The sequence below is a fragment of the Microbacterium sp. TNHR37B genome (assembly GCF_001620065.1).
Classification (GTDB): Bacteria; Actinomycetota; Actinomycetes; order Actinomycetales; family Microbacteriaceae; genus Microbacterium.
On the sequence record NZ_LQGV01000004.1, the window covers coordinates 392,316 to 413,413 of the forward strand.

Genomic DNA, 21,098 nt, shown 5'->3' on the forward strand with positions numbered 1-21,098 from the left:
CGGCTGGTGCGACCGCTTTCAGCCCGCCCATAGAGGCCTCCACGTAGACTGAAGGTGTGCCCGCCGAACGCCTCCATCTCGTGCGCCATGGCGAGGTCCACAATCCTCAGCGCGTGCTGTACGGACGGCTCCCGCACTTCGGGCTGAGCGACAACGGGCGTCGCATGGCCGCCGCTGCCGCCGACCACCTCGCGGGGCTCGGACGCGCGGTCAGCGGCTTGTCGGCGTCGCCGCTGCAGCGCACGCGGGAATCGGCGGAACCGCTCGCGGCGCGTTTCGGGCTCGAGCCGGTCATCGATGAGCGGCTCATCGAGCCGACGAATGTCTTCGAGGGCCGGAGGATGCGCCGGGCGCTGCTCAATCCGCTCAACTGGCGGCACCTGCGTGCCCCCGCCGTCCCCAGTTGGGGAGAGCCCTACATCAACGTGGTCGCGCGCATGGATGCCGCGATGCGCGACGCGTGGGACCGCGTCGAGGGCGGGGACGTCGTCCTGGTCTCCCACCAGCTGCCGATCTGGATCACCCACCTCGCCGTCGCCGGTCTTCCGTTGCGCCACGACCCCCGCCAGCGCCGGTGCGCGCTGTCGTCGGTGACGAGCTTCGAGCGCGACGGCGAACGGTGGCGCGAAGTCGCCTATGCCGAGCCGGCGGCCGTCGCCGGCGCGATCGACGTGGGAGCGGTATGAGCAGCATCGAACGCCGACGTTTCCCGAGGCGCCGGGTCCTGGCGGCCGCGTTGGCGGTGGTCACCGCCATGACGCTGGCCGCGTGCTCGAACGATGCCACGCGGATCGCGGAGGGCTATCAGCAAGGCGGCAACACCGGTTTCGTCTCCGGGGACGGCAGGCTCCAGGAGATCCCCCTCGCCGAGCGGGGAGAGCCGGTGGAGTTCTCCGGCACCGCCGTCGACGGATCGACGGTGTCGAGCAAGGATCTCGCGGGCGACGTCGTCGTGCTCAACTTCTGGTACGCCGGGTGCGGACCGTGCCGGATCGAGGCGCCCCTCCTGGAGAAGACGTTCGCGGCGACCCGTGACGAGGGCACGCACTTCCTCGGCATCAACATCTACGACGGGCCGGAGCAGGCGACGGCGTTCGAGAAGACGTACGGCGTGACGTATCCGTCGCTGCTGGCTCGTGACGACACGGATCTGAAGCTGGCGTTCACGGCGTGGACGTCGCTGAGCGCGGTGCCCACGACGCTCGTGCTCGACCGCCAGGGACGCGTCGCCGCCCGATTCATCGGGGCCGTGCGCGACGACACGTCGCTGCCGACGATCATCGGCGACGTGCTGGCGGAGTCGCCGTGAACCCCGGCGCGATCGTCTTCGACGGCGCGTTGTGGCTGGCTCTGCCGATCGCGCTCCTGGCGGGACTGGTCTCCTTCCTCTCGCCGTGCGTGCTCCCCCTCGTGCCGGGATACCTCGGCTTCCTCGGCGGCGCCGTCGGCGGACCGGCCGCCTCACGTGGGGCAGCCGCCTCGGCGACGCGGCGCGGACGCCTCGTGGGCGGCGTGCTGCTGTTCATCGCGGGCTTCACCGTCGTCTTCGTCGCGATGGGGGTTCTCGCCGGCACGCTGGGGCGTTTCTTCCTGGAGTACGGCGACGTCCTCACCCGCGTGCTCGGGGTGGTCGTGATCCTGCTCGGCCTGGTGTTCGTGGGGGTGTTCGGCATCGCCCAGCGCACCGTGAAGCCGCAGGTGCGCGGCGGGCTCGGCCTCCTCGGGGCGCCGCTGCTGGGCATCGCGATGGGGATCGGATGGGCCCCGTGCATCGGCCCCACCTACACCGCGATCCTCTCGATCTCGCTCACCCAGGCAGACCCGGGCCGTGCCGTCGTCCTCGCGATCGCCTACTCGCTCGGGCTCGGCATCCCCTTCCTCCTCATCGCCCTGGGGTTCGGGTGGGCGACCCGCTCCGTGTCGTTCTTCCGGCGCCACATCCGTCTCATCAACATCGGAGGGGGCGTTCTGCTCATCGTGCTCGGCCTGCTCATGGTCACCGGCGTCTGGACCGCCGTCATGTCCTCGCTCACGGGGGTGATGAGCAGTGTCGAACTCCCGCTCTGAGGGGACCGAACCCCTCCGGCCGGCGGACTATGTCGGAACGGGGATGGATGACGCCGGCGCCGGCGACGACGAGCGTGACGCTCGAACCGGCATCGCGCAGCCGCGCCTCGGACTCGTCGGATGGCTGCGGTGGGGTTGGCGGCAGCTCACCAGCATGCGTACTGCGCTCGTGCTCCTCCTGCTCCTGGCGATCGCCGCGATCCCCGGATCGATCGTTCCGCAGCGCTCGGCCGACCCCAACGGGGTCACCCAGTGGCGCACCGACAACCCCGACCTCTTCCCGATCCTCGACGGTCTGCAGCTGTTCGACGTCTACACGTCGGTGTGGTTCTCGGCGATCTACCTCCTGCTGTTCCTCTCGCTCATCGGCTGCGTCATCCCGCGCACGACGCACCACTGGCGTGCGATGCGTGCGCGGCCCCCGCGGACGCCGGTGCGGCTGTCGCGCCTGGACGACCACATCGAGACGGTGATGCCGGTGCCCGGCGGCGCCACTGCCGCCGATGCCGCGCGCGAGGCCGTCGCCTCCGCCGAGGCGCATCTGCGCAAGGCCGGCTACCGCGTCGAGCGCTACGACTCCGAGGCCAAGGGCAGAGTCCCCGCGTCCTTCTCCGTCTCGGCCGAACGCGGCTATCTCCGTGAGACCGGCAACCTCGTCTTCCATGGGGCGCTGGTCGGCGTGCTCATCTCGGTGGGGATCGGGGGCGGGCTCACCTACACCGGACAGACGGTCATCGTCGAGGGCGACAGCTTCGTCAACTCCGTCGGGATCGGCTACACCTCTTTCAACCCGGGGCGCTTCGTCGACGTGGACGGACTCCCGCCGTACGCATTGACGCTCGACCGGTTCGACGTCTCCTATGTGCCGGCGGGCCAGGCAGGGCAAGGACAGGCGGGGGACTTCGCGGCCCACCTCACGGTGGCGGAGCCGGGACGAGCCGACCGTGACGGCGTGGTGCGGGTCAACCATCCCCTCGACATCGAGGGCGACCGCATCTACCTCATGGGCAACGGCTATGCGCCCACCATCACCGTCCGCAACGCCGACGGCGACGTCGTCTTCCGCGAGGACGTCGCCTTCCTCCCGCAGAGTTCGACGATGACCTCGCTGGGCGTCGTGAAGATCCCCGACGGACTGCCCCAGCAGATGGGCCTCGTCGGCTTCTTCTACCCGACGGTGACGCCCACCCACTCCGGAGCGCTCAGCTCCATGTATCCCGACCTCGTCAAGCCGCTCCTGACCCTCGACGTCTACGTCGGCGATCTCGGGATCAACGACGGGACACCGCGCAACGTCTATGCGCTCGACACGAGCGAGATGACGCAGCTCACCGGCCGGCAGATCGACGTCGACTCGCTGGAACTGGAGCCCGGTCAGACCGCTGAGCTTCCCGACGGGCTCGGCACCGTCACGTTCGAGAACGCCCAGAACGACGGTGCCCCCGGGGTCGTCAAGCGGTACGTCTCGCTGTCCGTCCACCGCGACGTCGGAGCTCCGTTCGTCCTCGCCTTCGCGATCCTCGCCCTGGCGGGACTGCTCGCGGCCCTGTTCGTCCCACGGCGACGGATGTGGGTCAAGGCGACCCCGGACGGTGCCGACGTGCGCCTCGAGTACGCCGGCCTCGCCCGGGGCGAAGACCCCGCGATCGCCACCGCTGTCGCCGACCTCGCCCGCGCGCACGGCGCCTCCCTCCCTGCCCCTCCCGACGACGCGAAAGTAGACTGACCCCCATGCCCGCACCCGGCCTCTCGCTCGAAGACGTCTCGTTCCTTCTGGTGTGGACCGCCGTCGCGATCTACGCCCTCGCCTTCATCGCCTATGCGATCGACCTCGCCCGCCGCAGCGACCTCGCCGTCAAGGCGAAGGATGCCGCACGCGACCGCGAGCTGGTCGCGGCCGGCGGTGCCGCCGTGACCGCGGAGACGGCGCGGTACACCGACGTGCGGGCTCAGGAGGCGGCCGCCCTCGCCGACCTCGAGGCTCCTCTCGGTCAGCGCAAGCGCTACCTGTGGGCGCGGATCGGCACGTCGCTGACCGTGCTCGGCTTCCTCTTCCACGTCGGTGGCGACGTCCTCCGCGGAATCGCGGCGGGGCGCGTGCCGTGGGCCAACAACTACGAGTTCGCGCTGACGGGCACGATGCTCATCGTCGCGGTCTTCCTGGTCGTGCTGTTCCGCTACGACCTCCGCTTCCTCGGGTCGTTCATCACGGGGCTCGTGGCGGTCTTCCTGGGCGGGGCGGCACTGGCGTTCCATGTCGATGTGACGCCGTTGGCCGATCCGCTCAAGAGCGTGTGGCTCGTCATCCACGTGTTCGTCGCGTCGTTGTCGACCGCGTTCTTCGCGCTGGCCTTCGCCCTCTCGGTGCTCCAGCTCCTGCAGCATCGTCGGGAGTGGGCCGCCCTCGCCGCTGTCGGAACGGACGAGGAGGGGGCGCCTCGCCGGTCGGGCCCGTCGTTCCTCCGGACCCTTCCGAGTGCGGAGGCGCTGGAGTCGCTCGCCTACCGCTTCGCGATCATCGGCTTCATCTTCTGGACCTTCACGCTCATCGCCGGGTCCATCTGGGCCAACGACGCCTGGGGCCGGTACTGGGGCTTCGACACGAAGGAGGTCTGGACGTTCGTCATCTGGGTGCTCTACGCCGGATACATCCACGCGCGGGCCACGCGCGGGTGGCGCGGCGCGCGCTCGGCGTGGCTGTCGATCGTCGGCTTCTCGGCCGTGATCTTCAACTTCGTGGTCGTCAACATGTTCTTCAAGGGCCTCCACGCCTACAGCGGCCTGAGCTGACCCCCTCGCCCCCCCCCCCCCCCCCCCCCCCCCCCCCCCCCACCCGCGAGTGTCCACGACGCGCCGGTCGTACCGTGCTCGCGGCGGCGTGTCGTGGACACTCAGCGCCAGCCGCGCGAGATCAGCGCTCGCTGCACACGTGGGACGATGAGGCGCGCCGGATCGGTGAAGTGGTGCGACAGAACGCGGATGAGGACCCACCCCTCCTGCTCGATCGCCGCCCACCGGTCGGCGTCGCGGGCGAACTGATCGATCGAGGCGTGGTGACGTCCGTCGTACTCCACACACACGCGGTACGAGGGGTAGGCGAGGTCGAGTCGCGCGACGAACCGGCCGTCATCGTCGTGAAGCGACCAGTTGAGCGCGGGCTCGGGAAGACCCGCTCTGACCAGCAGCAGACGCGTCTCGGTTTCGCGGGGTGACTCGGATCCCACCCTGACCGCGTCGAGCGCCTCCCGCAGTCGTACCGCGCCGCGCGCTCCGGGGACGACGGCGTCTCGGAGCTCGTCCAGGTCGACGAGGCGAGCCGTGAGGAGGTGGTCTGCGGCGATGATGAGTGGATCGATGGCGAGCGCGGCGCCGAGCAGCGCCCACGTCGTGGCCGGTGCGGTGACGGGTAAGCCGTGACGGAGGGTGAGGTCATCGGTCAGCCGGGACAGGCGGTGCCCGACGACGCCGGGGAGTCGCGGCTCCCGTGCGGGCGGGTGAGCGCCGACGTGCAGCGGCGCGGAGGTGGTCCATCCCGGCAGAGGCATGCCCCAGAGGCTCGCGGCGGTCACATGGCAGAAGAACTGGGCGCCGGTCAGGCGAGGTGCGAGCAGCCGGCAACGGTCGAGAACCGTGGTCGCGGGAGCGTTCCGCGGGGCGCGCACACCGCGGAAGGGCACCATGAGGGCGCGCGAGCGCAGGCGTGCGGGAGGCAGTCCCGCCTCCCGGGCGGAGCGCACCGTGAAGGCCCCGGGGAGCTCGGCCTGGAGCGCGCCCGCCCCCTCGCCTCCGACGTGATCGTCGGCCCCGTCGTGGCGTTTGTGAGGGAGCCGATGCTCGACGCTGTCCTCGTCCCGGAAATCCACCATCCCGGTACTTCAGCGCCTCCGCCGCCTCCGCCGCGCCCCCGCCGTGTGGTCTCGTGCACTCCTCCCCGCGCGCAGCCCCTGTGGAGGACGCGAGCACCTACGCGAGTGTCCACGACGCGCCGGCCCGGAGGGGGCTCGCTCGGCGCGTCGTGGACACTCGGCGGTGGGGAGGGGTGGGCGGAGGGGGGAGGGAGGGAGGGGGCGGGGTCAGGCGGGGAGGGCCCGGACCGTCGTGGTGCGGTGGCGGGCGACGGCCAGCATCGTCGCGGCGAAGGCGAGGAGCGCCCACGTGAGCATGCCCACGAGCCCCGCCGTCACTCCGCCCGCGGAAGTTAGCGCCCCGAGGAGCGCGTGATAGGCGGGTGCGGTCGGCATGATCGAGGCCACGTCGGCCAGCACCCCCGGCACGGTCGAGACGACGCCGGTCGCCACCGCGAGCACCCCCACGAGGCCCGCGATCCACCGACCGGCACCGCCGAACACGGCGACGAGCGCCTGGTTGACCGCCGCGAACGCGACTCCGGCGACCACGGCGAGCCCGGCGAAGGCCGCCCAATCCGCCCAGTCGTACGAGGCGGCGATCTGGACCACGCCGGCGACCAGGATGCCCTGGAGCGCACCGATCCCCGCCGCGGGGGCGAAGCTGCGCAGCGCCAACGTTCCCGACGAACGACGCGAGCTCAGGGCGTGGCGGGGGATCGCCTGCAGCGCGATGAACGAGCCGAGACCCCCGAACCACAGGGCGAGCATCGCGAGGAGGGGGATCGCGGAGGCCCCGAACAGCGACGTTCCCACGCCGTCGGCCGAGACCGGATCGGCGACCACGGTGGCGAGGTCCTTCGCCTCGGTCTTCGTGTACGACGGCACGGAGGTGGCCGCCGTGTCGAGTCCGTCGGCGAGATCCCCGGTGCCGTCGGCGATCTTCTCGACGCCGCCCGCGAGATCGTCGGCACCGGTCGCGGCGTCGCTCGCACCGGAGGCAAGGGTGCCGGCCCCCGTGGCGAGCTCTTGCGCGCCGTCGGCGAGGCGATCGGCGCCCTGCGCGAGCCCGCCCACACCGCCGGCCACCTGCTGGACCCCGGAGGCGAGGTCGGAGGCTCCGCCCGAGAGCTGCGCGGCCCCTCCGGACAGGCGCCCGGCGCCGGAGGAGAGGTCGGCGGCGCCGCCGGCCAGTGCGCTCACGCCCCCGGAGAGCTGATCGACGCCTCCCGCGAGCTGGCTCGCCCCACCGGCCAGAGCGTCGGCCCCATCGGCGAGCTGGGCCACACCGGATGCAGCGGATCCAGCAGCTGTGGACAGCCGACCGAGGCCTTCGGCGAGATCGCTGGCACCGTCGGCGCTCTCGGCCACACCGTCACGCAACTGCGCGCTCCCGGGCACCAGGTCGACCAGACCCCCCGCCGCTCCGGTCGCAGCGGTGTTCACCGTCTCGGCGGTCGCGGCGGCCGTGGCGGCATCGTCCGCCGCGGCGGCGAGGCGGTCGCAGAAGTCCGCGCTGCCGCCGTCGCCCGCGCAGTCGGCCGCGAGCTGTTGCAGCGTCGCGGCGAGGTCGGAGGTCTGACCCTGCAGTGCTCCTGCTCCGCTGGCCGCACCGTTTGCGGCAGTCTGCACGCCCTCCAGTCCCGCGGCGAGGTCGGATGCACCGTCCTGGAGCTGGTCCAGACCGGAGGACAACTGGTTGGCTCCCGTGGCGGACTGATTCGCTCCCGACGCCCACGCGGTCAGGCCGTCCGATGCTGTCCGGGCACCGCCCGCCCAGGTGCCGAGACCGGCGTCGAGATCGCCGATGCCGCTCGCGAGCGACCCCGCACCGTCGGCGAGGTCACCCGCACCGTCGGCGAGGCTGGCTGCTCCCGTGGCCACGCCGGACGCGCCGTCGGCCACGCCGCCGGCGCCGTCGGCGAGCTGCGAGGCCCCCGTCGAGAGCCGGCCCGCGCCGTCGGCGAGCTGCCCGGCACCTCCCGCGAGCTCCGAGGTCCCCGACGCGATGCCCTGCGCACCGGTCGCGATACCGCCGGTGCCGTCGGCGAGTTTCGCGATGCCGTCGGCGAGAGACGTCGCTCCGGTCGCGGCCTCACCCGCACCGTCGGCGAGCTGCGAGGCGCCGTCCGCGGCGTCACCCAGCTTGTCGCCGAGGGTCGTGAAACCGAGGAAGACGTTCTCGAGGTAGGTCGTGGAGAGCTCCGTCCCCACCAGCGACGCGGCGGCTTGCGTCACCTGAGCGGTGATCGCGTCGTCGACGATGAGACTGTCGGGCGAGGTCGCCACCGAGATCGTCGCCTTCTCCGGTGTCTTTCCCGGCGCGGTCGAGGTAGCAGCCGCGGAGAAGTTCTTCGGGATCGTGATGACCGCGTCGTACGTGCCGTCGGCGAGGCCGTCGCGGGCGTCTTCGGTGTTGGAGATCGTCCAGTCGAGGTTGCTCGGCAGCTCGTCCGATCCCTCCACGAGACCCGCGGTCAGCTGACGCCCGAGCGGGACGAGCTGATCGTCGATCGTGACGGGCTCATCGTTGTTCACGATGGCGGCGCGCATCGCGTCGAGTCGCTCGACCGGGTTGTACAGCGCGGCGACGAGGATGCCGCCGATCAGGACGGGAAGCAGGATCACGCCGAGGACCGTGAGCCAGGTCACCGGCTTGCGGGTGCGGGCACGTTCGAGAGGAAGAGTCATGAGGAGATCACCTGGGTGTCGATGCCGGTCGCGTGGTCGGAGGAAGGAGGATCCAGAGGCGGACGGGAGGGCGCGAGCGCCGTGACCCCGGGCCGGTGCGCCTCGGCGAGGATGTCGAGCGCGGGGCCATCGCGGCGCGCCGAGGCGACCACCGTGAGGGCCGGCTCGGATCCGCTTCGCCGCGACAGCCGCGCCTCGGCGTCGCGGAGGATCGCTGCAGCCTGATCGCGTTCCGGTCCGCTCAGGGTGTCGAGACCGTCGATCGCGACGATGCGCGTGCCCCCCGCGACGGCGCGGCGGAGCTCCCGCAGCGGATCGCCGGAGGCTTCGGGATCGGCCAGGAGCGCGAGCCCGACGTGTGCGCGGACCCAGGCCGACCGGCCGGGTAGCAGATGTCCGCCCACCCGGAGCCGACCGGCGCTCGGCGCGAGCCGGGCCGCCACCGCGAGCACGAACGCCCGCCCGGCGCGGGCATCGGGAGACGTGACCAGGAGCGTTTCGCCGTGCGAGAGGCGGAAGTCCGCGTCGGCGAAGAGCGCGTCGCCGGATTCGTCCTCGACCGCGAGGTCCGCGCCGATGACCGACACCGAGTCGGGATCCTCCGGCCAGTTCGTCAGGGCGAGCTCGCGCTCGACGGCTTCGCCCTCGATGTCGAAGTGCGGAAGGCGGCGATCGAGCCATCGGGGCATCCACCACGCCTTCTCGCCGAGGAGGGTCATCACGGCCGGGACGAGGGTCATCCGGACGAGGAACGCGTCGACGGCGATGCCGACGGCGAGCCCGAGCGCGATCGGCTTGATCGAGGAGTCGCCTTCCGGCACGAAGGCGGCGAACACCGCGAACATGATGACGGCGGCGGCCGTGACCACCCGCGCCGAGGCGGTGAAGCCGCTGCGGACCGCGGCGATCGCCGTGGCTCGCTCGGCGCGGCCGTCGCGCGCTCGGCGGGTGTGTACGAAGTCCTCGCGCATCCGGGAGACGAGGAACACCTCGTAGTCCATCGCCAGGCCGAAGAGCACCCCCATGAGGATGATCGGCATGAAGCTGATGACGGGGCCCGTCCGTGCGACGTGGAGGACGTCGGCGAGCCAGCCCCACTCGAACACCGCGGCGACGACACCGAACGAGGCCGCGACCGAGAGAAGGTAGCCGGCGGCCGCCTTGATCGGCACCCAGATGGAGCGGAAGACGATCGTCAGGAGTACGAGCGAGAGCCCGACGACGAAGATCCCGAAGGGGAGCAGAGCCGCGGCGAGCCGGTCGGAGATGTCGATCCCCACGGCGGTGAACCCGGTCACCTTGAGGTCGACGCCGTACTCGTCGAGCAGGCGGTCGTGCTGCGCGCGGAGCTCGCGGACGAGGTCGGCGGTCGCCGGGTCGTCCGGCGCGGTCTCGGGCACGATCTGGATGAGGCCGGTGTCGGCGGTCTCGTTGGGCGTGGAGAGGGCTACCTCCTTGACGCCGGGGATCCGCTCCACTTCGCGCTTCAGGTCGTCCATGAGTCCCAGCGGGTCGGTGGAGGTGACGATCGTGCCGGTCATGATGAGCGGTCCGTTCGCACCCGGGCCGAAGTGCTCCGCGACGAGGTCGTACGACTGGCGCGCTTCGCTCGAGGTCGGCTGGACCCCCGCGTTCGGGAGGGCGAGGTGCAGGCTGGCGGCGGGAATCGCCACGACGCCTAGGCCGATGATGACCGACAGCGTCGTCACGATCGGACGACGCGTCACCGTGGTCACCCAGCGTTCCGCGAACCCGCGTCGCGGGCGGTTCGAGCGGGACGGGCGGACCCGGCGGACCCGGCGCGGCCAGCCCCGGACGCGTCCGCCGGCGAAACCGAGCAGGGCGGGGGTGAGGGTGACGGCGACGACGACGGCGATGGCCACGGCCACGGCGGCCGCGATGCCCATCGTGGTCAGGAAGGGGATGCCGGCGAAGCTCAGCCCGATGAGGGCGATCAGCACCGTGACGCCGGCGAAGAGGACGGCGCTGCCGGCGGTGCCGGTGGCCCGGGCTGCGGACTCGGCGGGCTCGACGCCCTCGCGCACCTGATCTTGGTGGCGCGCCACGATGAACAGGGCGTAATCGATGCCGACGGCCAGGCCCAGCATGATCGCGAGCATGGGAGTGGTCGACGAGATCGATGCGAACGCCGTGGACAGGAAGATGAGGGTGATCGCGAGCCCCACCCCGATCAGGGCGCTCGCGAGCGGGAACCAGGCCACCGCGATGGAGCGGAACGTGACGATGAGCACGAACAGGGCGATCAGCACACCCACCGCCTCGATGAGCGAGAGCGCGGGGACCGACGTGGAGAACAGGTCGCCCCCGATGGCGACGTGGGATCCGGCGGGCATCGCCGCGCGCGTCTCCGCGGCGATCTCGTGGAGGTCGGCCTTCGTGCTGGCGGGGACGTCGGTGGCCTGGCCGTCGAACTGCAGTCGGATGATCGCGGCCTGGGCGTCGTCGGAGACGAGACCGTTCACCATCTCGTTGAAGGGGTCGGTGACCGCGAGTACGCCGTCGACGTCTTCGAGGCGGTCGATCGTGTCGGCGATCACCGTGGAGACCGGGCGACGGTCCACGCGGTCGCCGTCGGGCGCGACGATGACGAGCTGGGCGCTCGTGCCGCTCGCTTGGGGGAAGGTGCGGTCGAGCAGCAGGATGCCCTCCTGCGCCTCCGTGCCGGGGATCGTGAAGGAGTTGTCGGTGCCCTTCACGAAGCCGGTCGCCATGCCGACACCCACCGTGCCGCCGACGACCCCGAGCAGGAGCAGCCAGGTGACGAGGACGCGCCAGGGGTGGTGGTACGACCAGCGGCCGAGGGAGTACAGCAGAGTGGACACGAGCGCTCCGGTTCAGATGGGTGTCATCGATGCGCCGGATGCCCGGTCCATCGATCCGATCAAGGACGATACAGCGGTGTATCCGATACAAAGATGTATCGTAATCAGTGGGACGGATGCAAGGCTGAATGTCCGGTGAGAAAGTGGAGAAGCGGAAGGTGGGAGGACACGATGACCGATGTCGGTGAGCGGCCCGCCTCGCGTCGCCGCGAGCAGACGCGCGCACGGCTGCTCGACGCGGCTCACGACGTGTTCGCGGAAGTGGGCATGGACGCCGCCTCGGTGGAGATGATCTGCGAGCGCGCCGGATTCACCCGGGGTGCCTTCTACTCCAACTTCGAGTCGAAGGATGAGTTGTTCCTCGCTCTGATCACCCAGCTCGCCGAGGCGAAGCTCGAGGAGGTCGCCGCGCGGGTGCGAGAGCTGGAGAGCGGCAGCGTCACGGATCCTTCGAGCCTCGTGCGTCAGATCGTGGGCGTCTCGCTCGGGGAGCGCATGGAGCCCCAGCTGATCAGCGAGATCCGCACGCAGGCGCTCCGTGACCGGCGGCTCGCCTCCGCGTATCTGGACTGGCAGAACGTCATGCGCCGCCGCGTGGAGGACATCATCGAGCACGTCGTCGGACAGTTCGGTCTCCGCCTGCGCCTGCCTGTTCCCGAAGTCGCACAGCTGCTGCTGGACGTCTCCGACGACACCTGCACGCGCGCGACGCTGGAAGGTCATGTGCAGGGGGAGATCAACGAACTCCTCAACTCACGCCTGGAGCGTCTGGTGGGTGCCCTGGTCGAGGTGCCCTGACTGCGCGCGGACTCAGCCCGAGCCCGCCTCCAGCACCGAGTAGCAGCGTTCGAGTCGGCTCCGCCACCAGGCGCTGCGCTCGGACGACGCGGCATGCGCGCGCAGAAGGTCGGGGTCGACCGCGACCCGGCCGACCGGGAGCGAGCCGTCCTGCGGCAGGAGCGGGTCGCGCGTGACGTCTGCGGCGAGGAGGGCCGCCGTCCCGAGCCCGCAGTCGTAGTCGAGCGTGTCGAGCGAGGCGGCGAGCGCCAGGCCCATCGAGAGCCCGATGCTCGTGTCGAGCGCGCTGGAGACGACGGCCGGCAGCCCCGCCCCGCGGACGATCTCAAGGGCTCGGTGCACGCCCCCCAGCGGTGCCGCTTTGACGACGAGGAGGTCGGCGGCGCCCGCGCGGGCGACAGCCAGGGGATCCGTGGCCTTGCGCACGCTCTCGTCGGCGGCGATGGGGACATCCATGTACGCCACCCGTCGACGAAGCTCGGTGAGCTCGGGAACGCGTGCGCACGGCTGCTCGGCGTATTCGAGATCGAACGGCGCCAGGGCGTGCAGCGCCTGTTCTGCCTCGTCGAGATTCCAGCCGCCGTTGGCATCGATGCGGATGCGTCCCTCCGGACCCCACGCGGCCCGCACGGCGCGGACGCGGGCGACGTCGTCGGCCAGCGTCTGCCCGCGCTCGGCCACCTTGACCTTGGCGGTGCGACAACCCGGGAACCGCGCGAGCACGCCGGGCACGTCGTCCTCGGCCACGGCGGGCACCGTCGCGTTCACCTGGATGCTCGTGCGCTGAGCGGCGGGGGTCGCCGTCCAGCCGAAGTCGAGGGCGGCGGCGAGCCAGGTCGCCGCCTCGGCGTCGTCGTACTCGACGAACGGCGAGAACTCCGTCCACCCCTCGGGTCCCTCGAACACCAGCGCCTCGCGCACTGTGACGCCCCGGAATCGCGTGACGAGGGGCAGGGCGACCACATGCGCGGACGCCAGGACGTCGGACAAGGGGGGCAGGGGGTGCGGGGTCACGTCTCCCATCCTGCCGTGGGGATCGGCTCCGCCACTGTGTGATTGACTATAGTGTGTGAGACACAGTACAGTGTGATGCGTGAACCACACACGATCCCTGCCGGAGCCCGGCGACGAACCGGACGGCCGGGAGGCGACCGCCATCCATCTGCAGGAACTCCGGCGCGGCACGGTGGTGCTGGCGTGCCTGCGGCTCCTGGCGCAGCCGGGCTACGGCTACGGCCTGCTGGAAGACCTGCAGGCCCGGGGGTTCGACACCGACGCCAACACCCTGTACCCCCTCCTGCGGCGCCTGGAGAAGCAGGGTCACCTCCTCAGCGAGTGGAACACCGACGAGGCCCGGCCCCGCAAGTTCTACCGCACCTCGGCCGAGGGCCACCGACTGGCTGAGGCCCTCACCGACGACTTCCGAGCGATCGCCGCCGCGATCTCCGATCTTCCCCAGGAGAACTGACATGTCCGCCCCCGCCCCCTCACAGTCCCTCACCGACCGGTACATCCACGCGGTCGTCCGCACCCTCCCGGAACAGCAGCGCGCCGACGTGGCGGCAGAGCTCGGGGCTTCCATCGCCGACCAGTGCGACGCCCGCCTGGCCGCGGGGGAGAGCGCGGAGGCGGCGGAGCGCGCCGTCCTCACCGATCTCGGCGATCCCGACGCGCTGGCCGCCGCCTACGGCGATCGTCCCCTGCACCTGCTCGGCCCCCGCTACTACCTGGAGTGGTGGCGGCTGCTGACGCTGCTCCTGTGGATCGTCGTGCCGCTCGGAACCTTCGGGATCGCCCTCGGGCAGGCGCTCGCGGGGGCTCCTGCCGGCGGTGTCGCGGGGAGCGCGATCGGCGGAGGCGTGTCGATCGCGGTCCACGTCGTCTTCTGGACCACGCTCGTGTTCGTGCTGGTGGAGCGTTCCGACCGCGCGCGCGGGAAAGCCACGACGCTCGGAGCCTGGAACGTGGATCGCCTGCCCGAGGTGCAGCAGGACGGATCCGCCTTCCGTGACGTCGTTGCTGCCGTCGTGTGCGTCGTGGCCGTGGCGGCCGTCGTGGTGTGGGATCAGCTCGTGGGCGCCGTCTTCCTCGACGGCCGCTGGATGTCGTTCCTCTCCCCGGCGCTGTGGCCGTGGACGGTCGGCGCTCTCCTGGTGATCCTGGCGATCGAGGTGGCCGTGCAGATCATCCGGTACCTGCAACGGCGTTGGACGATGCCCCTCGCGGTCATCAACGCGGTGCTCGACGCGGTCGTCGCCGGCGGAGCCGTGGTGCTTCTCTCGCGGGATGCGCTGCTCAACCCGGAGTTCTGGCTCGCGGTGATCCCGCGCGGCGGGGAGACGGTCTTCGGTGTCGTCTCGGTTGTGGCGGGCTTCCTGATCGTCGGGACCGCGGCGTGGGACGCCGTCGACGCCTTCCGTAAAGCCCGCCGCGGCCGCTGATCTCCCGTGGGAGAATCGCCCGGTGACATCGACCACTCCCGCCCGGTTCGCCCTCGACATCGACGCGGTGGCTCGACCGGCCCGGTCCCAGGATCTGCTGGACGCCCTCTCCACCCGGGTCGTCATCGCCGACGGGGCGATGGGCACCATGCTGCAGCGCTACGAACCGTCTCTCGATGACTACCGGCAGCTGGAGGGGTGCAACGAGATCCTCAACGTCTCCCGCCCCGACCTGATCGCCCGGATCCACGACGACTACCTCGCGGTGGGCATCGACGCGATCGAGACCAACACTTTCGGTGCCAACTGGTCGAACCTCTCCGACTATGGAATCGACGACCGCATTCACGAGCTCGCCGAGGCCGGCGCCCGCATCGCTCGCGAACGAGCAGAGGCAGCCGAGGCCGTCGACGGGCGTCGCCGCTGGGTACTGGGGTCGATGGGGCCGGGGACGAAGCTGCCCTCTCTCGGGCACACGACCTACGCACACCTGAAAGACACCTTCGCCCAGCAGGCCGAGGGGCTCATCGACGGTGGCGCCGACGCGTTCCTCATCGAGACCTCGCAGGACCTGCTCCAGACCAAGGCGGCGGTCAACGGGTGCAAGGCGGCGATCGTCGCCCGGGGCGTGCGCCTGCCGATCTTCGTCGAGGTCACCGTGGAGACCACGGGCACGATGCTCATGGGCTCCGAGATCGGGGCGGCGCTGACGGCTCTCGCGCCGCTGGGTGTCGACGCCATCGGACTGAACTGCGCAACCGGCCCCGCCGAGATGAGCGAGCACCTGCGCCATCTGTCGAAGCATTCGACGGTGCCGATCGCCTGTATGCCCAACGCGGGTCTGCCCGTGCTCACCGCCGACGGAGCGCACTATCCGCTGACCCCTGCCGAGCTCGCGACGGCTCATGAGCAGTTCGTCAGGGAGTTCGGGATCGGCCTCGTCGGCGGGTGCTGCGGCACGACGCCTGAGCACCTGGCGGCGGTCGTCGAGCGCCTCGCGACCCTCCCGAGCCCCGTGCGCTCCGCGGCGCCGGAGCCGGGGGTCGCCTCGCTCTACCAGCACGTCCCGTTCACGCAGGACGCTTCCTACCTCGCGATCGGGGAGCGGACCAATGCGAACGGGTCGAAGGCGTTCCGAGAGGCGATGCTCGACGGGCGCTGGGACGATTGCGTCGAGATCGCGCGCAACCAGATCCGCGTCGGGGCGCATCTGCTGGACGTCTGCGTGGACTACGTCGGCCGCGACGGCGTGGCCGACATCCGCGAGGTGGTCTCCCGCTTCGCGTCGGCGTCGACCCTGCCGCTCGTGATCGACTCCACCGAACCGGCGGTGATCCAGGCGGGGCTCGAGCTGATCGGCGGTCGCCCCGTGGTCAACTCGGTCAACTACGAAGACGGCGACGGCCCCTCGTCGCGCTTCGGTCGCATCATGCCGCTCGTGAAGGAACACGGTGCCGCCGTGATCGCCCTCACGATCGACGAGCAGGGGCAGGCCCGCACCGCGGCCGACAAGGTGCGCATCGCCTCGCGGCTCGTCGACGCGCTCGTGGGCGAATGGGGGATGAAGGTCGAGGACATCATCGTCGACTGCCTGACCTTCCCGATCGCCACCGGGCAGGAGGAGACGCGCCGGGACGCGATCGAGACCATCGAGGCCATCCGGGCTCTCGTGGCGGCCTACCCCGGGATCCACACGACGCTCGGCGTGTCGAACGTCTCGTTCGGGCTGAACCCGGCCGCCCGGTCGGTGCTCAACTCGGTGTTCCTGCACGAGGCGACGCAGGCGGGTCTCGACTCCGGCATCATCGACGCGGCGAAGATCGTTCCCCTCGCCTCGATCCCCGACGAGCAGCGCGCCGTGGCCCTCGATCTGGTGTGGGACCGCCGTGCGTACGACGCCGAGGGCAACCTCGCCTACGATCCGCTCGCGGTCATGCTCGATCTGTTCGCGGGTGTCGACACGGCGGCGCTGCGTGACCAGCGCGCGGCGGAGCTGGCAGCCCTGCCCGTCGGGGAGCGGCTGGAGCGGCGGATCATCGACGGTGAGCTCAAGGGGCTGGAGGCCGACCTCGACCTCGCCCGTGCCGACGGCATCGCGCCGCTGCAGATCATCAACGCACATCTTCTCGAAGGCATGAAGGTGGTGGGTGAGCGATTCGGCTCGGGGCAGATGCAACTGCCGTTCGTGCTGCAGTCGGCGGAGGTCATGAAGACCGCCGTCGCGCTCCTCGAACCGCACATGGAGAAGTCGGATGCCTCGGGGAAGGGCCGGATCGTGTTGGCCACCGTCCGCGGCGACGTCCACGACATCGGCAAGAACCTGGTGGACATCATCCTCACGAACAACGGCTACGACGTCGTGAACCTGGGGATCAAGCAGCCGATCGCCGACATCATCGCGGCCGCCGAAGAGCACGACGCCGACGTCATCGGGATGTCGGGACTGCTCGTGAAGTCGACGGTCGTCATGAAGGAGAACCTCGAGGAGCTCCAGGCTCGCGGCCTCGCGAAGCGGTGGCCGGTTCTCCTGGGAGGCGCCGCCCTGACCCGCGCCTACGTGGAGGACGACCTGGCCGGGCTGTTCGACGGCGAGGTGCGCTACGCGAAGGACGCGTTCGAAGGGCTGGCGCTGATGGAGCCGCTCGTGCGCATCGCACGGGGCGAAGACCCCGATGCCGTCGGACTTCCGCCGCTGAAGAAGCGCATCCACCGGGCCGGGTCGCTCCTCACGCTCACGGAGCCCGATGCCATGCCGGCACGCTCCGACGTGGCGCGGGACAATCCCGTTCCGGCCCCGCCGTTCTGGGGCGCCCGCATCGTCCGGGGGATCGCGCTGGCCGACTATGCGGCTTTCCTCGACGAACGGGCGACCTTCATGGGGCAGTGGGGCCTCAAGCCCGGACGCGGGGAGGACGGCCTCTCGTACGAGACGCTCGTGGCGACGGAGGGGCGGCCGCGGCTGCGGTACTGGCTCGACCGCATCCTGGCGGAGGGAATGCTCGACGCCTCGGTCGCCTACGGCTACTTCCCCGTGGTGTCGGAGGGGGACGATGTCGTCGTCCTCCACCACGGCGAGGATCCGACAGGCGTGTTGGGCCGGGCGGGCCTTCTCGCGCCGGACGGCGGCTCGGGCGGGGCGGTGGGAACCGACCGGTTGCGTTTCTCCTTCCCCCGCCAGCGCCGCGACCGGCACCTGTGCCTCGCCGACTTCGTGCGCGCGCGGGACACCGGGGAGGTCGATGTCCTCCCCGTCCAGCTCGTGACCGCCGGCGCCCGCATCGACGAGGTCACGGCGAAGCTCTTCGCGGAAGACCGCTATCGCGACTATTACGAGCTCAACGGCCTCGTGATGCAGCTGACGGAGGCGCTCGCCGAGTTCTGGCACGCCCGGATTCGCGCCGAACTCGGCCTGGCGGATGAGGATCCGGACGATGTCGCGGGGTTGTTCGCGCTCGACTATCGCGGAGCCCGGTTCTCCCTCGGCTACCCGGCGTGTCCCGACATGGAAGACCGCCGCAAGGTCGTGGAACTCCTCCGGCCCGAGCGGATGGGCGTGGAGCTGAGCGAGGAGCTGCAGCTGCACCCCGAGCAGTCCACCGACGCGTTCGTGTTCCACCACCCCGAGGCGAAGTACTTCTCGGTGTGACCTCGGTCTGACCGCGGCGTGACCGCGGCGCGACCGCGGGGCATCAGGCCGGCGCGGAGCGGGCCATCCACACCGTGGGGCCGGACAGCTCGGTGAACCCGAACTGGCGGTACAGCTCCTGGGCGTCGGCGGTGGCCAGCAGCATGCGCTTGAGGCCCAGTTCGTCGAGTTCGGCGAGCACACCGGCCAGGAGCGTCTTTCCGATGCCCCGCCCCCGTGCGGACGGGTCGACGAACACATCGCAGAGCCACGCGAACCCGACGCCGTCGGTGACGACCCGGGCGTAGGCGAGTTGCGCGCCCGTCGCGTCGTCGTAGACGCCGTAGTTGCGGGACGCATCGATCGCCGCGTCTTGATGGGAGCGAGTGCGTCCTCGCGCCCAGTACGCCTCTTCGCTCAGCCAGCGGTGCACGCGGTCCCGGTCGATCCGTGCGACATCAGCCGAGAAGGTGACAGGGGCGTCGACGGTGGTCTCGGGCGAGGTCATGAGTCGACTGTAAAGCGTGATCAGAAGGGTGGCGGGTCGGCGTCGGAGAGGAAGCGGACCATCGGCGCGGGCCGATCGACGTAGGATCGTCCACCCGGGCTCTGCCACCGGAGCAGTCCGCGCCCCACCTGCTCGACCTGCCACTGCGTGCGGTGCTTCAGCACGTGGTGACGGCGGCACAGGGTGGCGAGGTTGTCGGCGCGGGTCTGGCCTCCGTGCGCGTGGTCGATCGTGTGGTCGGCGTCGCATCGACTGACGGCGAGCCGGCACCCGACGAAACGGCAATGCTCATCCCGGGCGCGCAGCAGTCTCCGCAAGGAGGACGATGGCCGGTATCGGTCGACGGCGAGCACGCTGCCGTCGACCGGACTCGTCAGGACGCGATCCCACCCTGGCGCCGTCGCGGCCAGTTCGAGTGCGTCGGCCAGCGGGATCGGCCCGTAGCCGACGAGAAGGCACGGCTCGCTCGACCGCCCGAGCACGGTGAGGACGGGGATGGTCACCTGGACCCTTGCCGCGACGTTCTGGCCGGTCTCGCCGTGGGGGGTCGGTACGCCGGCGAGCAACAGATCGGCGAACACGTCGGCGCGGACCTCATCGAGCGACCGGGTGTCGTCGACGTCGGGCGGGGGCGTGTCGCCGACGGTGCTGTCTTGCTCAGATGGGCCGCCGACGGTGCTGTCTCGCGCGGACGTGCCGCGGTCACCCGCCGTCTCTGGCGCTGCGGCTTCTCTCGCGTGGTGCGCGAGGGTCGTGAGTCGGTCGCGAATGCCGTAGGCGAGCACGGCGGGGAGGTCGGCGATCAGTCGCGCCATCCCGTCGTCGAGGTCGGTCACCACGACGCGTCGTTGCCCCCGTGCCCGCGCGTGCCGTTCGTCGAGCGAACGGGGGTGCGCGTGCTCGGCGAGCGTGCGCGCGACGGGTCGGAGCTGGGCCGGGGTGAGCTCGTTCGCGCGATCCAGCGCGCGGCGCTCGAACCACTCGCGGTCCTCGGGCCGGGTGAGGGGCAGCCCGGCGTCGACGATAGCCGACACGTGACCGCGATCGATCTCGCCCGAGGACCACGCGCGAAGAGTGGTCGGGAAGAGCTCCGACACCGTCGCGGCCTCGTCCATGCGCCGCTGGATCGTGCGGTCGGAGACCCGGAGTGCGGCACCCACCTGCGCAGCGAGATCACGCAGTTCGAGGTCGCCCGTCCGCGACGTGGCATTCGGCCGGCTGGCCGCAACCGAGCGCGCCCAGGCATGCGCCTCGGCGAGCACCGCCACGTGGGCGGCCTGCGCCGCGGCGATGGCGCGGTGCGCGAGCAGCGCCCGCTCGACGAAGCGGTCGGCGGCGGCGGCCTCCGCCGCCGTGATGCCGGACTCGTCGTGTGTCATACCTCAATTCTCGCGCACACACGGCGCGAGTTTCGAAGAAATCTTCGATTCGTGGATAACTCGGGAGCGTCAGCCGACCGGTTGCCCACACATCCCGCAGACGCCGGTCGCGGGCACCTCCACGAAACAGTCGGGGCACATCACGGCCGGTCGCTCGGCGATCGTCGGAGCGGGAAGCCGGTTCGACGCCGCCCGCGGGGCGCGGCGTTCCCGCGGAGCCTTCGAGGGTGCCGGTTCGGGACGGGGAGCGACGACGGGGCGATGGGCCGCGCAGTAGAAGCGCACGAACCCGGCCGGGTTGTTCGGGTGGTGGTGCTTGACGACCCACAGGTCCTCGCGCTCCCGCACCTCGGAAGAAGGCCCGCAGCCGGTGCACCGCGTGGGCTCTCCCGGCACAGCCTCGGAGGCGCGCAGGGGAGCGTCGAAGGGAAGCGCGTCGCGCCAGTCGGACGAGGTCCTGATCTTCACGTCTTCCAGCTTCGCACGCCCCCGGGGGTCACCGCGTCCGGAGGCGCTCGTTCCATCCCTCCCAGTCGGCGGCGTCGATGACGCAGAAGCGGTGTCCCTCGGGGTCCTCCATGATCACGTAGTCGGCGTCGGCGGGACGCTTGTCCCACGGCACTTCGCGGGCACCCAGGCGCGTGAGGCGGGCGAGCTCGGCCGCCTGGTCCTCGGCGTAGAGATCCAGGTGGATGCGAGGAGGAAGGCTGCGAGGAGCAGCGACGGCGTCGAGCGACAGGTTCGGCCCGCGACGGTCACGCGCGCGGAGCACGGCGAAGTCGTCGTCTCGAGGCTCCCGAACCTCGTAGTCCAGCGCGGCCGTCCAGAAGGAGATCTCCGCGTCGAGGTCGTCGACGCGCAACACGATCGATCCGACGATGAGCATGCTGTCCTCCCGGTT

The 21,098-nt window shown here is 71.0% G+C and carries 17 protein-coding genes; 9 read left to right on the plus strand and 8 right to left on the minus strand.

What is annotated here, in order from left to right; translation table 11 throughout:
- The first annotated feature begins 56 nt into the window (after nt 1-56).
- From AVP41_RS16060 to ccsB, 5 genes are read left to right on the plus strand one after another with little or no spacing between them, the layout of a single operon-like run.
- Nucleotides 57-686, plus strand: coding sequence for a histidine phosphatase family protein (locus tag AVP41_RS16060; protein WP_067167046.1), 630 nt, complete (start codon nt 57-59; stop codon nt 684-686).
- Nucleotides 683-1,309, plus strand: a complete 627-nt coding sequence (locus AVP41_RS16065; protein WP_067167050.1) for a TlpA family protein disulfide reductase — start codon at nt 683-685, stop codon at nt 1,307-1,309. The genes AVP41_RS16060 and AVP41_RS16065 overlap by 4 nt, the downstream gene beginning before the upstream one ends.
- Entirely contained in the window at nt 1,306-2,067 is a 762-nt protein-coding gene (locus AVP41_RS16070) for a cytochrome c biogenesis CcdA family protein (protein ID WP_067167054.1), read from the plus strand. The genes AVP41_RS16065 and AVP41_RS16070 overlap by 4 nt, the downstream gene beginning before the upstream one ends.
- Nucleotides 2,048-3,793, plus strand: a complete 1,746-nt coding sequence (resB, locus tag AVP41_RS16075; protein WP_067167058.1) for a cytochrome c biogenesis protein ResB — start codon at nt 2,048-2,050, stop codon at nt 3,791-3,793. Before AVP41_RS16070 ends, resB begins: the two co-directional genes overlap by 20 nt.
- A gap of 5 nt (nt 3,794-3,798) precedes the next feature.
- Nucleotides 3,799-4,857, plus strand: a complete 1,059-nt coding sequence (ccsB, locus tag AVP41_RS16080) for a c-type cytochrome biogenesis protein CcsB (RefSeq protein WP_067167061.1) — start codon at nt 3,799-3,801, stop codon at nt 4,855-4,857.
- Nucleotides 4,858-4,958: 101 nt separating this feature from the next.
- On the opposite strand, the gene AVP41_RS16085 is transcribed toward ccsB, so the two are convergent.
- From AVP41_RS16085 to AVP41_RS16095, 3 genes are all read right to left on the minus strand, one after another.
- Nucleotides 4,959-5,933: an endonuclease domain-containing protein gene (locus tag AVP41_RS16085; RefSeq protein ID WP_082829301.1), complete on the minus strand. Its 975-nt coding sequence runs from the start codon at nt 5,931-5,933 to the stop codon at nt 4,959-4,961.
- Between the two features lie 207 nt (nt 5,934-6,140).
- Entirely contained in the window at nt 6,141-8,603 is a 2,463-nt protein-coding gene (locus AVP41_RS16090; RefSeq protein WP_067167064.1) for a YhgE/Pip domain-containing protein, read from the minus strand.
- Nucleotides 8,600-11,446 carry an MMPL family transporter gene (locus AVP41_RS16095; RefSeq protein ID WP_067167068.1) on the minus strand — a complete coding sequence of 949 codons (2,847 nt, stop codon included), beginning with the start codon at nt 11,444-11,446 and terminating at the stop codon, nt 8,600-8,602. Before AVP41_RS16095 ends, AVP41_RS16090 begins: the two co-directional genes overlap by 4 nt.
- Nucleotides 11,447-11,617: 171 nt before the next feature.
- Between AVP41_RS16095 and AVP41_RS16100 the strand changes: the two genes are divergently transcribed.
- On the plus strand, nt 11,618-12,244 hold the full coding sequence (locus tag AVP41_RS16100) for a TetR/AcrR family transcriptional regulator (RefSeq protein WP_067167071.1): 627 nt from the start codon (nt 11,618-11,620) through the stop codon (nt 12,242-12,244).
- A gap of 12 nt (nt 12,245-12,256) precedes the next feature.
- Here the strand turns inward: AVP41_RS16100 and AVP41_RS16105 are convergent, their stop codons facing one another.
- Nucleotides 12,257-13,267 carry an o-succinylbenzoate synthase gene (locus AVP41_RS16105; protein ID WP_067167075.1) on the minus strand — a complete coding sequence of 337 codons (1,011 nt, stop codon included), beginning with the start codon at nt 13,265-13,267 and terminating at the stop codon, nt 12,257-12,259.
- An 88-nt stretch (nt 13,268-13,355) separates the two neighbouring features.
- Here AVP41_RS16105 and AVP41_RS16110 point away from each other — a divergent pair, with 88 nt between their 5' ends.
- Genes AVP41_RS16110 through metH form a run of 3 tightly spaced genes read left to right on the plus strand, consistent with a single transcriptional unit; the run spans nt 13,356 to nt 18,331 of the window.
- Entirely contained in the window at nt 13,356-13,712 is a 357-nt protein-coding gene (locus tag AVP41_RS16110) for a helix-turn-helix transcriptional regulator (RefSeq protein ID WP_067167291.1), read from the plus strand.
- A 1-nt stretch (nt 13,713) separates the two neighbouring features.
- Nucleotides 13,714-14,685 (plus strand): permease prefix domain 1-containing protein, encoded by a 972-nt coding sequence (locus tag AVP41_RS16115; protein WP_067167078.1) that lies wholly within the window; start codon nt 13,714-13,716, stop codon nt 14,683-14,685.
- 22 nt (nt 14,686-14,707) lie between these two features.
- On the plus strand, nt 14,708-18,331 hold the full coding sequence (gene metH, locus AVP41_RS16120) for a methionine synthase (protein WP_067167082.1): 3,624 nt from the start codon (nt 14,708-14,710) through the stop codon (nt 18,329-18,331).
- A gap of 43 nt (nt 18,332-18,374) precedes the next feature.
- Here the strand turns inward: metH and AVP41_RS16125 are convergent, their stop codons facing one another.
- The 4 genes from AVP41_RS16125 to AVP41_RS16140 all read right to left on the minus strand — a co-directional run bounded on the left by AVP41_RS16125 (nt 18,375) and on the right by AVP41_RS16140 (nt 21,083).
- A complete protein-coding gene (locus tag AVP41_RS16125) occupies nt 18,375-18,818 on the minus strand; it encodes a GNAT family N-acetyltransferase (RefSeq protein ID WP_067167085.1) in 444 nt (147 codons plus the stop codon).
- Between the two features lie 20 nt (nt 18,819-18,838).
- On the minus strand, nt 18,839-20,197 hold the full coding sequence (locus tag AVP41_RS16130; RefSeq protein WP_067167088.1) for an HNH endonuclease signature motif containing protein: 1,359 nt from the start codon (nt 20,195-20,197) through the stop codon (nt 18,839-18,841).
- Between the two features lie 69 nt (nt 20,198-20,266).
- The gene (locus AVP41_RS16135) at nt 20,267-20,665 is read right to left on the minus strand and encodes a glucose-6-phosphate dehydrogenase (RefSeq protein WP_067167092.1); all 399 of its coding nucleotides are present in this window, start codon (nt 20,663-20,665) and stop codon (nt 20,267-20,269) included.
- Nucleotides 20,666-20,693: 28 nt separating this feature from the next.
- Nucleotides 20,694-21,083 (minus strand): VOC family protein, encoded by a 390-nt coding sequence (locus AVP41_RS16140; protein ID WP_067167294.1) that lies wholly within the window; start codon nt 21,081-21,083, stop codon nt 20,694-20,696.
- Nucleotides 21,084-21,098 lie beyond the last annotated feature (15 nt).

What these genes read in the sequence shown, in the direction of transcription:
- AVP41_RS16065 (WP_067167050.1), top strand. Translation starts at nt 683, where the DNA reads ATGAGCAGCATCGAACGCCGACGTTTCCCGAGGCGCCGGGTCCTGGCG.
- ccsB (WP_067167061.1), top strand. Translation starts at nt 3,799, where the DNA reads ATGCCCGCACCCGGCCTCTCGCTCGAAGACGTCTCGTTCCTTCTGGTG.
- AVP41_RS16085 (WP_082829301.1), bottom strand. Translation starts at nt 5,933, where the DNA reads ATGGTGGATTTCCGGGACGAGGACAGCGTCGAGCATCGGCTCCCTCAC.
- AVP41_RS16090 (WP_067167064.1), bottom strand. Translation starts at nt 8,603, where the DNA reads ATGACTCTTCCTCTCGAACGTGCCCGCACCCGCAAGCCGGTGACCTGG.
- AVP41_RS16100 (WP_067167071.1), top strand. Translation starts at nt 11,618, where the DNA reads ATGACCGATGTCGGTGAGCGGCCCGCCTCGCGTCGCCGCGAGCAGACG.
- AVP41_RS16105 (WP_067167075.1), bottom strand. Translation starts at nt 13,267, where the DNA reads ATGGGAGACGTGACCCCGCACCCCCTGCCCCCCTTGTCCGACGTCCTG.
- AVP41_RS16115 (WP_067167078.1), top strand. Translation starts at nt 13,714, where the DNA reads ATGTCCGCCCCCGCCCCCTCACAGTCCCTCACCGACCGGTACATCCAC.
- AVP41_RS16125 (WP_067167085.1), bottom strand. Translation starts at nt 18,818, where the DNA reads ATGACCTCGCCCGAGACCACCGTCGACGCCCCTGTCACCTTCTCGGCT.
- AVP41_RS16130 (WP_067167088.1), bottom strand. Translation starts at nt 20,197, where the DNA reads ATGACACACGACGAGTCCGGCATCACGGCGGCGGAGGCCGCCGCCGCC.
- AVP41_RS16140 (WP_067167294.1), bottom strand. Translation starts at nt 21,083, where the DNA reads ATGCTCATCGTCGGATCGATCGTGTTGCGCGTCGACGACCTCGACGCG.